This is a genomic window from Acinetobacter sp. MF4640, assembly GCF_002018895.1.
Taxonomy (GTDB): domain Bacteria; phylum Pseudomonadota; class Gammaproteobacteria; order Pseudomonadales; family Moraxellaceae; genus Acinetobacter; species Acinetobacter johnsonii.
Window position 1 is genome coordinate 28378 of the sequence record NZ_MVOM01000033.1, and the last position, 15466, is coordinate 43843.

General features: G+C 41.8%; 15 protein-coding genes. 6 read left to right on the plus strand and 9 right to left on the minus strand.

From position 1 onward, the window contains the following. Positions 1–74: 74 nt before the first annotated feature. Positions 75–896 carry a 2,3,4,5-tetrahydropyridine-2,6-dicarboxylate N-succinyltransferase gene (gene dapD, locus MF4640_RS11900; RefSeq protein ID WP_078389708.1) on the minus strand — a complete coding sequence of 274 codons (822 nt, stop codon included), beginning with the start codon at positions 894–896 and terminating at the stop codon, positions 75–77. A 302-nt stretch (positions 897–1198) separates the two neighbouring features. Between dapD and carO the strand changes: the two genes are divergently transcribed. Next, complete coding sequence (gene carO, locus MF4640_RS11905; RefSeq protein WP_078389709.1) at positions 1199–1942, plus strand: ornithine uptake porin CarO; 744 nt, start codon at positions 1199–1201, stop codon at positions 1940–1942. A 54-nt stretch (positions 1943–1996) separates the two neighbouring features. Here carO and MF4640_RS11910 read toward each other — a convergent pair whose 3' ends face one another. The 7 genes from MF4640_RS11910 to MF4640_RS11940 all read right to left on the minus strand — a co-directional run bounded on the left by MF4640_RS11910 (position 1997) and on the right by MF4640_RS11940 (position 8888). Continuing rightward, positions 1997–3193 carry an outer membrane protein transport protein gene (locus MF4640_RS11910; RefSeq protein WP_078389710.1) on the minus strand — a complete coding sequence of 399 codons (1197 nt, stop codon included), beginning with the start codon at positions 3191–3193 and terminating at the stop codon, positions 1997–1999. A 189-nt stretch (positions 3194–3382) separates the two neighbouring features. Continuing rightward, the gene (locus tag MF4640_RS11915) at positions 3383–4306 is read right to left on the minus strand and encodes a CysB family HTH-type transcriptional regulator (RefSeq protein WP_078389711.1); all 924 of its coding nucleotides are present in this window, start codon (positions 4304–4306) and stop codon (positions 3383–3385) included. A gap of 57 nt (positions 4307–4363) precedes the next feature. After that, positions 4364–5425, minus strand: coding sequence for a sulfate/molybdate ABC transporter ATP-binding protein (locus MF4640_RS11920; RefSeq protein ID WP_004693820.1), 1062 nt, complete (start codon positions 5423–5425; stop codon positions 4364–4366). A 12-nt stretch (positions 5426–5437) separates the two neighbouring features. Further along, positions 5438–6319: a sulfate ABC transporter permease subunit CysW gene (gene cysW, locus MF4640_RS11925; protein WP_004693818.1), complete on the minus strand. Its 882-nt coding sequence runs from the start codon at positions 6317–6319 to the stop codon at positions 5438–5440. Then, positions 6316–7149, minus strand: a complete 834-nt coding sequence (cysT, locus tag MF4640_RS11930; RefSeq protein ID WP_004693816.1) for a sulfate ABC transporter permease subunit CysT — start codon at positions 7147–7149, stop codon at positions 6316–6318. The genes cysW and cysT overlap by 4 nt, the downstream gene beginning before the upstream one ends. Before the next feature lie 85 nt (positions 7150–7234). Then, positions 7235–7840 carry an RBBP9/YdeN family alpha/beta hydrolase gene (locus MF4640_RS11935; RefSeq protein ID WP_078389712.1) on the minus strand — a complete coding sequence of 202 codons (606 nt, stop codon included), beginning with the start codon at positions 7838–7840 and terminating at the stop codon, positions 7235–7237. A gap of 37 nt (positions 7841–7877) precedes the next feature. Beyond that, a complete protein-coding gene (locus MF4640_RS11940; RefSeq protein WP_078389713.1) occupies positions 7878–8888 on the minus strand; it encodes a sulfate ABC transporter substrate-binding protein in 1011 nt (336 codons plus the stop codon). Between the two features lie 164 nt (positions 8889–9052). Here MF4640_RS11940 and pabC point away from each other — a divergent pair, with 164 nt between their 5' ends. The 4 genes from pabC (at position 9053) to MF4640_RS11960 (ending at position 12026) form a co-directional block, all read left to right on the plus strand. Next, positions 9053–9862, plus strand: a complete 810-nt coding sequence (pabC, locus tag MF4640_RS11945; RefSeq protein ID WP_078389714.1) for an aminodeoxychorismate lyase — start codon at positions 9053–9055, stop codon at positions 9860–9862. Between the two features lie 4 nt (positions 9863–9866). Beyond that, on the plus strand, positions 9867–10922 hold the full coding sequence (mltG, locus tag MF4640_RS11950) for an endolytic transglycosylase MltG (RefSeq protein WP_078389715.1): 1056 nt from the start codon (positions 9867–9869) through the stop codon (positions 10920–10922). Then, complete coding sequence (gene tmk / locus MF4640_RS11955; protein ID WP_005399695.1) at positions 10923–11522, plus strand: dTMP kinase; 600 nt, start codon at positions 10923–10925, stop codon at positions 11520–11522. A gap of 87 nt (positions 11523–11609) precedes the next feature. Continuing rightward, positions 11610–12026: a PaaI family thioesterase gene (locus MF4640_RS11960; protein WP_078389716.1), complete on the plus strand. Its 417-nt coding sequence runs from the start codon at positions 11610–11612 to the stop codon at positions 12024–12026. Positions 12027–12072: 46 nt separating this feature from the next. On the opposite strand, the gene nadB is transcribed toward MF4640_RS11960, so the two are convergent. After that, positions 12073–13707 carry an L-aspartate oxidase gene (gene nadB / locus MF4640_RS11965; protein ID WP_017397087.1) on the minus strand — a complete coding sequence of 545 codons (1635 nt, stop codon included), beginning with the start codon at positions 13705–13707 and terminating at the stop codon, positions 12073–12075. A 229-nt stretch (positions 13708–13936) separates the two neighbouring features. On the opposite strand from nadB, the gene MF4640_RS11970 reads away from it, so the two are divergent. Then, positions 13937–15316 (plus strand): Do family serine endopeptidase, encoded by a 1380-nt coding sequence (locus tag MF4640_RS11970; protein ID WP_004980546.1) that lies wholly within the window; start codon positions 13937–13939, stop codon positions 15314–15316. Positions 15317–15466: the final 150 nt, after the last annotated feature.

The following is a 15466-nucleotide window of genomic DNA, read 5'->3' on the forward strand; positions in this document are numbered from 1 at the left end:
AGAAAAACAAAAATCTCTACGGCTAGTCTTAACCGTAGAGATGAGGAACTTTAGTTCCGCACGACAACTAAAAATTATTCGTCGCGTAGTAAATCGTTCAAGCTCGTTTTAGAACGTGTTTGTGCATCTACTTTTTTTACGATGATTGCAGCATACAGGCTATAAGTACCACATTTAGAAGGTAAGCTACCTGCAACTACAACAGAACCTGCTGGTACACGGCCGTAGTGAATTTCGCCAGTTGCACGGTCAAAAATCTTAGTCGATTGACCAATGAACACGCCCATAGAAATTACAGAACCTTCTTCTACGATCACGCCTTCTACGATTTCAGAACGTGCACCGATGAAGCAGTTGTCTTCAATAATCGTTGGGTTTGCTTGAAGTGGCTCAAGAACACCACCAATTCCTACACCACCAGATAAGTGAACGTTTTTACCAATTTGAGCACATGAACCAACAGTTGCCCATGTGTCAACCATGGTGCCTTCGTCAACATATGCACCAATGTTTACATAAGAAGGCATTAACACCACGTTTTTCGCTTGGAAAGAACCTTTACGTGCAACCGCAGGAGGAACAACACGTACGCCAGCCGCTTTAAACTGTTCTTCAGTCCAACCTGTAAATTTGGTATCTACTTTATCGTAGAATTGAAGGTCACATGACTCAATTGGTTTGTTGTCATTTAGTTTGAATGATAAAAGCACAGCTTTTTTCACCCATTGATGAACAACCCACTCACCATCAATTTTTTCAGCAACACGTAATGTCCCGTTATCTAAACCAGCAATGACTTCCTCAACTGCTGCACGAATTTCAGCAGGACAGTCCTCTGCTGTAAAATTCGCACGGTCTTCAAACGCTTGTTCAATAATTGTTGAAAGCTGAGACATGATCTTCCTTCCAGAAAAAAAATTTTCCTGATTTTACACTATATTGTGCAGAGAATAGATGAAAAAACAGCATAGGATCGGAAATAATAATGAATGATTGGATATAAGGCTTTTAGGGCTGGTTTAACTGGAGGATTAAGTAAAGAATTGTGATTTAAAACAACAAGAAAGTATAAAATGTATCAAAAAATAACAAAAACAACCTAAATTTAGAATAAAAAACAGTCAAGAGGTGTTTTATGATGGGCTCATCAAAAAATTGTAAATGATGTAAAAAAATCTTTAATTGGAGGAGAAAAAACATGAAATCATTACGTTTAGTTGCAATTGCAGCAGCAATGTCAGCAGTCGCAGGTACAGCTTTTGCTGATGATGCAGTCGTAAAAGATGGTTATGCTTTTGACCAAAATAAATTAATTCCTACTGGTGTTCGTGCTGAAGTCGGTACAACTGGTTATGGCGGTGCTTTGTTGTGGACGGCTAACCCATATGTGGGTTTAGCGTTAGGTTACAACGGTGGCGACATTTCATGGTCTGATGACCTATCTATTAATGGTACTAAGTACGATATGGATATGGACAATAACTTGACCTATTTGAACGCTGAAATTCGTCCATGGGGTGCTAGTCCAAGTAAATGGGCGCAAGCCGTTTATGTTGCAGCAGGTGTTGGCTATATTGACAATGAATACGGCTTAGATAAGCAAAATAAAAATGCGCAAGGTACTATTCATGTAAATGATGTTGCATACACAGGTTTAGGTGGGGTGAAAGGTAAACTCGCTTATGAAAATGACATTGCTCCATATCTAGGTTTGGGTTTTGCTCCAAAGATTAACAATAACTGGGGTGTATTTGGTGAAGTTGGTGCATTCTATACAGGCAATCCGACTGTTAATTTAAGTGAATATGGTAATTTATCTAATGCAGTTGCTGGTTCTCCAAGTATTTCACAGTCTGTGCGTGCGGAAGAACAAAAAATTGCCAATGATGACAAATACGAATGGATGCCAGTTGCAAAATTGGGTGTAAGTTACCACTGGTAATATCTATTAGCTTGAGCTAAACCAAAAAACGAGCTTCGGCTCGTTTTTTGTGTCTTAAAAGCGGTGTGCTAATTTCAAGTGATAAACCCAAGCCTCACGTTGTTCGAGTGAAGAAAAACTTGAAATTTGAGTGATTAATGAATGTGGCTGTACCGTGTCTGGCTTAGTAAAGTGCAAATAATGCAGACCCGCAATCATAAAAGTTTTGGGGTTGAAGTGATAAACCGCACCCGTACCAACACCAATATAGCCGTCTACAGGGTTTAAGCTTGAGGCTGGATTACCTGCACCAGAATCCCACAATCCTTCCACCGCAGTGATCCATTTGGATGACCATTGATGGACAACCCCCAAACGGGTCGACCATTGATTCTTTTGGTAATCAATCAGGTTGAACTGATTACCTAGTCCTTCAGATTGCAGAATTGCAGCAAATTGAGTGGGCTGAATTTTAAAATCTTGCCAATTGACCCATCGCAATGATCCATACAGAAAATTTTGCGCAGGTAAACCTGTGTAAAAATCTAAATTCACCGATTCTGGGGTCTGAATTTCCGTTGCTTGTTGTGGTGCAATCTCTAAAGGAAATCCCCAAAAACTTTCGCTTGCATTGGTCCTGTGTTTGATTTTAGCGCGATAGGTAATTGCTGTATTAAATGCATATTCAGGAATTTGGTAGCTTACACCTGCTAACCAACCCCACGCATGGTCTTTGGGAAAATGCGCGTGATAATCAAAAAAGGTATAGTCAACTTGTGTACCAATTTTCAGATCACCTGAAAATGACTGGTAACTCAGACCTGTAAAGAGGTTCCAATGTTGTGTGGGTTGATAGCCAATGAGCGCTGTAATATTTCTTGAGTCAAACTTAATATCTGCGTTTTCTATAGGTAAGGGTTCACCTGAAAGAATAGGACTATAGTGATAATCCACATCAGCAAAATAAGGTTGGTCAAATAATAACGCCACAGAAATTTGTGGATGTGGTTGTAATTTTAATGCAGCTTGGATGAATTGTTGATGATTGACTAAATTGCCTGTTGAAAAATCTTGAACGCCTAATTCCGCAATATTTTGTTGATGCTGGACCTGACCTGAAATATTGGTATCCACGTGTAGCAAAGCGACTTCCGCATAATTACCTTTTTCAAAGAAAGCTTGAATGGATTGATTGCTGCTTTCTAAAGCTGCAGCAGAGGCATAACTTAGCGGCAGGACATACAGCAATCCGACAAAAATGTGAAATTTCATGTTTCGTCCTTGGTCTAAATTATAGAATCGTTTTTAAAATCAAATTAAGTTTTTTATTGTTGATTATATTTTATTCATTTTTCTTATGAATTAAAATCATTATTTTGATTATTTCTAGGTGTATAGAATAAGCAAGAGTTTTGCTAAAGATCAAAAAAGAGAGCCTAGACTCTCTTATGTATTGCTGTTTTATTCTTCAGGATAAGCTACTCTTTTAAGCGCTTTAATGTCTGCATCTGGTGAGCACAACGAGATAAATTCATAGCCATAGCCACGTAGGAGGTGACCTTTACGCACTGCAATCCATGTTGTATTGAGACCAAAAATATCAGTTGGAATTTGTTTTAAACGATAGTCACGTTCAACGTCATAGGCCACATTATTGACAATACCGACGCCCATATTGAGTTCAACATAGGTTTTAATCACGTCGGCATCTAAAGCAGACATTACGATGTCAACATCCACACCTGCATCTTCAAAAGCTTTGTCAATTTTTGAACGGCCTGTGAAACCGCCGTGATAGGTAATCAGTGGATATTCCGCCAAGTCTGCAATACTAATATTTTGTTTGCTTGCCAGTGGATGATTTTTTGGGGTAATAATACTGTGTTGCCAATTATAGAACGGCACGCTAGCCAGATTATCTTCTGTGGTCAGTGATTCAGTTGCGATACCAATGTCCGCTTCACCTTGTAGAAGCATTTCGGTAATTTCAACAGGACTGGCTTGTTGCAAAATAAGATGAACCTTTGGAAACTCTTTTTTGAATTGATTGACAATCGGCGGTAGCACATAACGCGCTTGCGTATGTGTAGTCGCAATCGTCAAAGTGCCTTCATCGACACGGTTAAAATCATCTGCAAGACGTTTAATATTGTCCGCGTCGACCAACATGCGTTCAACAATGCCCAGTAGTGCTTGACCTGGTTCAGTTAAACCGAGTAAGCGTTTCCCTTTACGAATAAAAAGCTGTACGCCTAATTCATCTTCTAGGTCTTTGATGTGCTTACTGACGCCTGACTGAGAGGTATATAGTGCAGCAGAGGCTTCGGTGAGGTTGAAGTTTTGTCTCACCGTTTCTCGAATAATTCTGAGTTGTTGAAAGTTCATAGTTTTGGATCTCTTTTATGATGAATGAGGCATTCAACATGCCCCATTCAATTGATCTTAAGCCGCAGGTTTTGCAAATAAATGCAAGTTTGATGGGCTTAACCATACCGTTTGATTAGGTCTAAATTGGTGTAATTTTGCTTCTTCAGAAGTCAGTGAGATTTCAATCAGTTTGCCTTGACGATCGTGGAGCTCTGCAACCACTTTACCCGCGATCCATAATTCTCGAACGAACGTTGCTTGGATGGCATTGTCTTGCGGCTGTGCATGGATTCTTAATTCATCTGGACGGGCAAAGGCAATCACGTCGCCCGAAGGTGCATTACGTAAAGAATCTAATTGAATGCGGTCTTCACCAATTTGGATCGTCCCTGCGTTATTTTGACCTTCGAAACGGTTTGCTTGACCTAAGAAGTCAAACACAAACGGCGTTGCAGGCTTTTCATAAACCTCGCGGGGTGATCCAATTTGCTCGACGTTCCCTTTATTCATCACAATGATTTGATCCGCGACCTCTAAAGCTTCTTCTTGGTCATGCGTTACAAAGATTGAGGTGATATGAAGTTCATCATGCAAAGTACGTAACCAACGACGGAGCTCTTTACGTACTTTTGCATCCAAAGCACCAAAAGGCTCATCTAGTAACAGTACGCGTGGTTCAACCGCCAAAGCACGTGCCAGTGCAATACGTTGACGCTGACCGCCAGAAAGTTGAGCTGGGTAACGATCTGCCAAGAACCCCAATTGGACTAAGTCCAGCAAACGTGTGACACGTTTTTTAATTTCAGCTTCAGATGGGCGTGTTGCACGTGGGCGAACGCGGAGACCAAAGGCGATATTGTCAAATACAGTCATATGGCGAAACAAGGCATAGTGCTGAAATACAAAACCAACTTCACGTTCACGTACGTGTACATTGGTTGCATCTTCACCTTCCAAGATGACTTGACCGCCATCTGCGGACTCAAGTCCCGCAATAATACGAAGCAGGGTGGTTTTACCACAGCCTGATGGGCCAAGTAATGCAACCAATTGACCATCAGGAAAATCGAGAGAAATGTTATTCAGCGCATGGAACGCACCAAAGTGTTTTTCAATATTTTTAACTTGAATACTCATGAGGTCATTCCTTTAAACTGTTGAATCATTATGTTTGTTTTGCTTTTCTTGGCGAATCTCAACCCATGTTTTTAACACAAGGGTCACAATCGCTAAAAGCGCCAAGAGTGAAGACACAGCAAAAGCCGCACTGAAGGTATATTCGTTATAGAGAATCTCGACATGCAGAGGTAAGGTATTGGTTTCACCACGAATATGACCTGAAACGACCGATACCGCACCAAATTCACCCATTGCACGTGCATTACACAGAATGACGCCGTAAATCAGACCCCATTTGATGTTAGGTAGGGTTACTTTCCAGAAGGTTTGCCAGCCTGATGCACCGAGTACAATCGCAGCTTCTTCTTCTTCAGTTCCTTGGGCTTCCATGAGAGGAATAAGTTCACGTGCAACAAAAGGAACAGTAATAAAGATTGTTGCTAATACAATGGCAGGAACGGCATACAAAATTTTGATGTCGTTATCCATAAGCCAACTACCGAACCAACCTTGCGTACCAAAAATCAGCACCAGCATTAAACCAGCAATAACAGGGGATACTGAAAATGGCATATCAATAATTGTGGTTAAGATGGATTTACCACGAAAGTTAAATTTGGCCACACACCAAGCGGCTGCAACACCAAATACGACATTCAGTGGGACTGCAATCACCGCGGTTAATAAAGTGAGTTTGACTGCGGAGAGAGTGTCTGGATGAACCAAGGCTTGTGCATAGACGCCAACCCCTTGTTTAAAGGCCTCAACGAACACCAAAATCAGCGGTAAGATCAAACAGCTTAAAAAGAACAGTAGAGCAATCGTAATCAGGGTGTAGCGAACCCAAGTTGGCTCACGTGTTGCATCACGCGATTGTAACTTTTCAGCAAGCGCATTACTGTTGATATTCATCGTGCTGTTCTCCCTGTACGACGGCTTGCCCATGCTTGTAACAAGTTAATCAGGAATAAAATGGCAAAAGACAGCACCAACATGACGACTGCAATCGTGGTTGCACCCGCATAGTCATATTCTTCTAAGCGTGAAATAATCATGAGCGGCGCAATTTCTGTTTTAAACGGTTGGTTCCCTGCAATAAAGATCACTGAACCGTATTCACCGACGCCACGAGCAAAGGCAAGTGCAAAACCGGTGATGAGTGCTGGAAATAAAATCGGCAAAATCACTTTGGTCACAATCTGTAAACGGTTGGCACCTAATGCTGATGCTGCTTCTTCTAACTCTGTTTCCAAGTCACTGAGAACAGGTTGCACAGTCCGCACTACAAAAGGAATACCAATAAAAATCAGTGCCAATGTAATACCAATTGGGGTATAGGCCACTTGAATTCCTAAAGGCTCAAGATACTGACCGATCCAACCTGTAGGGGCATAAAGCGAAGTGAGTGCAATACCTGCAACAGCGGTGGGTAAGGCAAATGGTAAGTCGACCAAGGCATCTACAATGCGTTTACCCGGAAAACGGTAACGAACTAAACACCATGCTAGAAGTAGACCAAAAACCACATTAATAAACGCGGCGATCAGGGCTGTACTAAAACTGAGCTGCAAAGATTTTAAAATACGTTCTGAACTTAAAATTTCCCATAAACCATCCCAACCAATGCCTAAAGATTTAATAAAAACAGCGGACAATGGAATAAGAACGATTAATGACAAATATGCTAGGGTAAAGCCTAGAGAAAGACCAAATCCTGGCAGCACTCGGGATCGCTGCGACATGATTACTCCTCAAAGAGAGAAAGCTGACCTAAAAAGAGTCAGCTCAAATAAAACTGAATTTCGGCACAAGTATCATTTGCAGCGTTTAAATTGCAAATTTAAATAAATACTTGCTTTCATTGTAAAAACTAATGTTTTTTAGCACATTTTCTGAAATCAAAAAATCATAAATTTCAGGGAATGGCCCAAAACCTGACGCCACATTAATATGTCCGACTTGCCCCAAGTTCTTAGGTCTAATTTTCCATGCTTTTGCCAGTTGCAGCGCATCTTGAAAATTGAGCCAAGGATCATTTTCACTGATGATCATTTGGGTGGGAACTTGTAGCTTGAGTTGGTGGAAATACTGTTGATAGTCGTTTTGGCTCTCACGAGCAAAACCAGCATCACCAAAGCGAGCAGGGTTAGCTGGTGCAACCAGAACTAAATTTTTGATTTTTTGATTTAGTTCAGGATGCTGTGCTAAAGCCGCGACTGTCGTTAAACAGCCAAAGCTATGCGCCACAATTTGAATCGGTTCCTGAATGGATTGAACTGTTTTGACAAATTGTTCAATCCACTCGTGGAGTACAGGTTTATTCCAATCCTGCTGCTGGACACGAGAGCATGACTTGAGCTGACGTTGTAACCACGATTGCCAGTGGTCATGTTCACTTCCACCCACGCCCGGTACAATTACAGTATGAATCATGTCGATGCTCCCTTATAGCTTTTTACTGGACTCGATTTTATTTCGTCGTATTGGCTTTCACAATTTGGTCAAATACACCACCATTTTCAAAGTGCTGTTTTTGTACCTTGCTCCAACCACCAAATTCTTTATCAATGGTCACCAACTTCAACGGTTTGAATGTGGCTGCATATTTTTTCAAGACAGTTGCATTACGTGGGCGATAGAAGTTTTTCGCCGCAATTTCCTGTCCAGCAGGTGAATACAAATAGTTGAGATATGCTTTCGCCAGATTCAGATTGCCGTCTTTTTCCGCATTTTTTTCAACAATGGCAACAGGTGGTTCTGCCAAAATAGATAAGGAAGGCGTCACGATTTCAAATTTACCCGGTTGTTCACGAATTGCTAAGTGCGCTTCGTTTTCCCATGCTAAGAGAACATCACCGATACCGCGTTCAGCAAAAGTTGTGGTTGCACCACGTGCACCTGAATCCAGCACTTTGGTATTTTTATAAATTTTACGCACGAATTCTTGTGCTTTTGTATCGTTACCTGCAGGTTGATGTTTTGCCCAAGCCCAAGCTGCTAAGTAGTTCCAGCGTGCACCACCTGATGTTTTTGGATTTGGTGTAATAATGCCAACACCCGGCTTAATGAGGTCGCCCCAGTCTTTAATGCCTTGTGGGTTACCTTTACGGACGAGGAATACAATAGTCGAAGTATATGGTGTCGAGTTATTGGGTAATTTCTTTTGCCAGTTGGTCGGTAAAAGTTTTGCTTTTTCAGCAATTACATCGATATCTGCTGCAAGAGCAAGTGTCACAACATCTGCACCTAAACCATCAATGACCGAACGGGCTTGTTTACCCGAGCCGCCGTGAGACTGTTTGAAGTTAATGTCTTGTCCTGTGCGTTGTTTCCAATAAGCGCCAAACTGTTTGTTGACATCTTCATACAGTTCGCGTGTTGGATCATACGACACGTTAAGGAAATCTTTTGCTGCAACACCAAAAGATGTGACTGAAACTAGCGCTGCTAGTACCCCAATTTTTAACTTAGATAAGCTCATGTGAGACCTCAAATTTTAAACGTTCTTAAACATGAGGAAAGAATACTGCGAGTCTTATTGCTAAAAAAATAATAAAAAATGAATTTTATATGAATAAAAAAGAAAAAGAGTTCTGCTTAGAATTCATTAAACTAAAGCAGAAAATTATTTCAGGGTAGATTGGCATGCATTGCTATAAAAATGCACAGGAAATCAAACAAATAGAATTATTAGATCGTGCATTTCACTATGGAGATGGTTGTTTTAGTACAGCGCGTATCCGTGATGGTGTGATTGAGCTAGAGTCTCTACACATAGCACGCTTGAAATTGGCCTGTGAAAGACTGTTGTTGTCAGCAGATTTAGCCTTTATTCAGCGCAGCATCGTGCAATTAAAACAAACCTATGCACACTTAAACGGAACGCTGAAAATTATTATTAGTCGGGGTGAAGGGCAGCGCGGTTATAGTTTGCCAGCACATCCTGCTGACGTTTGGGTATTTTTCTATCCGCAAGCATCAGAGGCTTTCACATACAGTGAAATTGGTTCAGGGGTACTGCAACATGCGATTGGGCTGAATATGCCGCAAATGGTGGGGGTAAAAAGTTTAAACCGTTTAGAGCAAGTCTTGCTCAAGCATGAAGCAGAACAGCACGGTTGGTTGGAAGCTTTGGTCACAGATGTGCAAGGTTCTGTCGTTGAAGGTGTGAGCAGTAATTGTTTCATTCTGCTAAATGATCGATGGATTAGTCCCGAACTTCGTTATAATGGCGTACATGGTGTCATGCGTGCCGAAATATTGGCACGGATGCAGCAACAAGGGATGAGCTGTGAGCTGAGAATGATTGATATGGAAGAAATTCCACGCTTTCAAAGTTTATTTTTCTGCAATGCCTTGAGTCCTATGAAAATAGCCAAAAGTTTGAATCATCAGCACTTAGATGTTCAGCCGTGTATAGATTTGTTCCATCGTCTTCAACTTAATCAGATGTAGTAGTATGTCCGCAGCCAAAACCAAATCGAAAAAGAAAGCTCAACCACCCCAACGCAAAGTGAAAGGGTTGTTATTGATTGCTGTGAGCATCATTGTTTTATTGATGATTGTACTGTGGTCGAGTTTATTTAAATCCTATCCTGTCGAAGGTAAAAAGCAGTTATTGGCAATTAACTCTGGCGATACCTATTCCGGTTTTATTGACCGCTTAGCCAAAGAAGACATGGCTAGTTTTCCCATTATTTTAAAGCTCTATCAAAAAATATTTATTCATGACACGTTGAAAGCCGGTGTTTATGAAGTGCGTGAAGGTATGAGTATTCGCCAAGTTTTGGATATGATTTCCAATGTCGATAATGCCGAGATGAATCGTATATTGGTGATTGAAGGGACGACCTTTAAACAGCTGATCGAGGCATTGAAAAAGGATGCATTGGTTAAAAAGGAAGTCTCCAATTTACCCATGGATCAGCTTTTAAAAGCATTAGATATTCCGTATACGCATGCTGAAGGACTTTTTGCCCCCGATACTTACTTCTTCGCCAAAGGGGAGTCAGACAAAAAAATCTTAACGGATTTATACAAACGCCAAATGAAAGCTTTAGATGAAGCGTGGGTAAACCGTGCGGCAAATTTGCCGTATAAAGACAAATACGAAGCCTTGATCATGGCCTCTATCATTGAAAAAGAAACCAATGTTGACCGTGAACTGGAGCAAGTTTCGGGTGTGTTTGCGCGTCGCCTTCAACTTGGCATGCGTTTGCAAACGGACCCAACGGTGATCTATGGTATGGGCGATAAATACACAGGCAACATTACCCGTCAAGACTTGCGGACCCCAACAGCCTATAATACTTATACCATCAATGGTTTACCTCCTACACCAATTGCTTTGCCAAGTAAAAAAGCCATTGAAGCCACTATGCATCCAGACAGCAGTAAAAACATCTACTTTGTTGCAACGGGCAATGGTGGGCACACATTTAGTGAGACTTTAGAGCAGCACAACCAAGCTGTAAAAGAATATCTCAGCGTTTTAAAAACCAAGAAGGATGAATAGATGTTTATTAGTTTTGAGGGCACAGAAGGTGTCGGTAAAACCACACTGATTCGCAAAATTTATGAGCATCTAGAACAACAAGGTCAGCAGGTTGTTTTAACGCGTGAGCCAGGTGGTACACCAATGGCTGAGCAAATTCGCTCGCTATTATTGTCAGTCAATCATGAAGAGTCGATGTCGAATGATACCGAACTGCTGCTGATGTACGCGGCTCGTGCACAGCACTTACAACAAGTGATCGTGCCTGCTTTAACGAAACATAAAACCGTATTGTGTGACCGTTTTACCGATGCCAGCTTTGCTTACCAATGTGCAGGACGTGGTTTAAGCCAGTCGAAGCTGCAACTGCTGAATGAGAACTTTGTCAGCCATATGCCTGATATTACATTTTGGCTCGATGCCCCGATTGAGACAGGCATGTCTCGTGCGCGGGAAAGAGGAGCTTTGGACCGTTTTGAACAAGAAAAAGTCACGTTCTTTGAAAAAGTCAGAGCAGGTTATCAGCAGTTATGGGAACAATATCCTGAGCGGGTCAAACGCTTGGATGCGACCCAGTCACCAGAGCAGGTTTTTGCACAAGCGCTGCAATATTTAAACTAAAAATATGCCTGAAATGTTATTTCAGACTGTAGTGAAATGCATTTTTCTTTTATAGTCAGTGACAAAGGACTGTATGTTGAAGAAAAAATGAAAAGTAACTTAACTGAGATTGTGGCTTTTTTAGAAAAGGAATTTCCGCAAAGTTTAGAAAAATGTCGTATCGAATCTGTCACTAAGCGCGCAGCAACAGTTGTGTATCACGTCGATGAGCGCGATTTGAGACCGGGTGGAACGGTATCAGGCCCAACCATGATGACCCTTGCAGACTATGCATTGTATATCGCTATTTTAGGGGAAATTGGGCTGGTCGGTTTAACCGTGACCACCAATTTATCGGTCAACTTTCTAAGTAAACCCGCAGCATCTACAAATATCCGCGGTGAATGTAAGTTAATGAAAGTTGGCAAAGCATTGGTGGTTGGGGATGTGTGGTTGTATTCAGTGGGTAAGGATGAACCCATTGCACATGTGGTGGGAACTTATTCTATTCCACCCAAATCTTAAAATAATGATCGCATAAAAAAGCCTGACGAATCAGGCTTTTTTTAAATTAGTTATTCACTAAAGGGGTTTCAACTTTAAAATTTAAAGGGGTGAGTACGGTTTTACGCAGTTCATTCGACAGTTCAGGGTAATCTAAAGTGTAGTGTAGACCGCGCGATTCTTTACGCTCCATAGCACAACGCACGATCATTTCAGAGACTAAAACCAAATTACGCAGTTCGATCAGATTTTTGCTGACTTGGTAATCTTGGTAATACTCGGTAATTTCTCGCTTCAACATTTCAATGCGGTGTAGCGCACGTTCAAGACGTTTCGTAGTACGCACAATGCCGACGTAGTTCCACATGGTTTGACGGAGTTCATCCCAGTTCTGCAAAATCACCACATCTTCATCAGGATTCATCACTTGTGAGTCATCCCAAGACGGAGCAGTTGGGGATTGGTAATTTGAATCAAAACTTTTTTCGATGTGCTCTGCTGCACTCATGCCATACACAAAACACTCTAACAGTGAGTTGCTGGCCATACGGTTGGCGCCATGCAAGCCAGTATATGAGGTTTCCCCAATCGCATAGAGACCTGTAATGTCAGTTTGACTGTGTTCATCAACCACTACACCGCCACAGGTATAGTGCGCAGCAGGAACAACAGGAATCATTTCCTTGGTAATGTCGATGCCGAGTTCGAGTAAGCGTGCGTACAAGGTCGGAAAATGTTCTTTAATGAAACTTTCGGGCTTATGGCTAATGTCGAGCCATACGTGACGAATTCCTAAGCGTTTGATTTCATAGTCAATAGCTCGCGCCACAATGTCACGTGGAGCCAGTTCTGCGCGTTCATCAAAGCGCAACATAAAGCGTTCGCCATCGGGTAAACGTAAATAAGCACCTTCACCACGCATTGCTTCAGTAATGAGGAAAGAGCGTGCTTGCGGGTGGTATAAACAGGTTGGGTGGAATTGGTTAAATTCCATATTGGCCACGCGGCAACCCGCACGAAACGCCATGGCAATACCATCGCCCGTTGCAATGTCTGGGTTCGAGGTATACAGATAGGCTTTCATGGCACCGCCACACGCCAGCGCGGTAAAAGGGGCTAAAAAGGTATGTACTTTTTCAGTCTTTTCATCGAGTGCATAGAGTCCTAATGCACGATTTTGTTCTTCCAAGCCCAGTTTTTGAGAGGTAATTAAATCGATAGCGATGTAATTCTCAAAAATGGTGATGTTGTCTTTTTCAATCGCACGCTCAACTAAGGTGGTTGAAATGGCACGACCTGTAGCATCTGCGGCATGAATAATACGGCGTTGAGAATGTCCACCTTCACGTGTTAGATGCAATTGCTCTTGATCATCAAGGGTAAACTGCACGCCGTGTTTCAGTAGAAAATCAACAGAAGGTTTACCGCCTTCAACGGTTTGCTTTACGGCTTCGGTCTCACACAAGTGAGCGCCCGCAATCATGGTGTCATCAATGTGCTGTTCGATGGAATCCGTTTCATCTAAAACAGCGGCAACGCCACCTTGTGCATAGAAGGTACTTGCATCGGTCAGGTTTGATTTTGCAAGAACAGCAATATTGAAATGTTGAGGCAACGATAAGGCCAAGCTCAGGCCTGCACCGCCACTTCCCACAATAATCACATCAAAATGATGTGTTGTGTTTAAATTAGACATGTCCATCAGCTAATTTGGAAAAAGTTCGCTAATGACAGCGCTTTTTTCACGAAAAGGCAAGGGTAAAATCTCTACAATTGATGGGAAATATAAATAAAGAACGTATTTTTTAAGCAAATTTTAAGCTCTTGTTTATACAAACATAATAGAACATATTATTACCCAAGATAGACAAAGATTATGCTAAAAACGCTAATACATAAATTGATAACAAACATATAGGTCAATACTTGATATGAAAAGTCGCGCGATACAAACTGGTTTTTTTGCTGTTGCATGCACAATGGCTGCGGTGCAAACACAAGCAGCACCTGTTGATTTCTCAAACTTAGTTGAGCAAGTTAGCCCTGCGGTAGTGAGTGTCAATGTGGTTAAAAAGATGACTCAAGAAGAGTTACTGCAGCAGCAAATACCTGAGATTTTGAAGCGTTTTTTTGGTAATCAAGTCATTATTCCGCAGCAGCAAGCGCCGCAAGAAAAAACGGCTTATGGCAGCGCATTTTTTATTAGTAAAGATGGGTATTTACTGACAAACCACCACGTCGTAGAAGATGCATCGAAAGTCACGATTATGTTTAATGACCGTCGTGAACTGGATGCAACTGTAGTAGGTAGTGATGAACGAACGGATGTGGCCCTGCTTAAGGTGAATGGTACGAATTTTCCATCACTCCGTGCTGGCAATGTTGATCAATTGCGTGTAGGTGAACCTGTGCTTGCGATAGGTTCACCGTTTGGTTTTGATTACTCGGCTTCGGCAGGAATCGTGAGTGCGAAAATGCGCAATATGATGGGGGAGACATCGGTACCCTTCATTCAAACCGATGTGGCTCTCAACCCAGGAAACTCAGGCGGTCCGTTATTCAACCAACAGGGTGAAGTGGTTGGGGTGAACTCGCGTATCTTCAGTGGTACGGGCGGTTATATGGGGCTGTCTTTCTCGATTCCAATTGATGTCGCAATGGATATTGCTGACCAACTTAAGAAAACCGGCAAAGTGACCCGTTCTTATTTAGGCTTTAATCTACAAGATCTAGACCGCAATTTGGCAGAGTCTTATAATTTGCCAAAACCTGAAGGTTCATTGATTACCAATGTTCAGCCGAATTCACCTGCGCAGAAAGCGGGACTAAAAGCAGGCGATATTATTTTAAAATTCAACGGAACGCCGATTTCACGTACCTCTGAGTTGTTGAACTATTTAAATCGTACCATGCCAAATCAAACGGTACAGCTTGAAGTACTGCGTGATGATAAAAAGCGTAATATATCGGCAACATTAACCACAGCACCAGATGATACACCTGCAAAATCAGATACAGTTACACAAAGTAAAGGGCCTGTGTTAGGTATTGCTATCCGAAATTTAGCACCTGCTGAATTGTCACAGCTCAATGTGAAAGGTGGTGTGTTAATTCAAGAAGTGAAACGTGGCGGTGCAGCAGCACAGTCAGGTATGGCGGCTGGTGATGTGGTCACTCACATTAATAATAAAGTCGTAAAAGACACCAATGATTTTGTCCAAGCGGCGTCTGAGTTGAAAAAAGGTCAGGTTGCCCGCGTTGGAATCATCCGACAAGGCACACCAGCCATTTTAGGGATGCGCATCCAATAAGCGAAAAAAACCACTCTTCGGAGTAATGCCAGTCAGTTAAGAAATTGACTGGCATTTTCTTGGGTACTTTTGAGGCTTTATTTTGACGACTCTAGGGCATTGCCTTGATCTTCTTTCAGGCAAAACAAACATTTTAGACTGTTCCAGCAA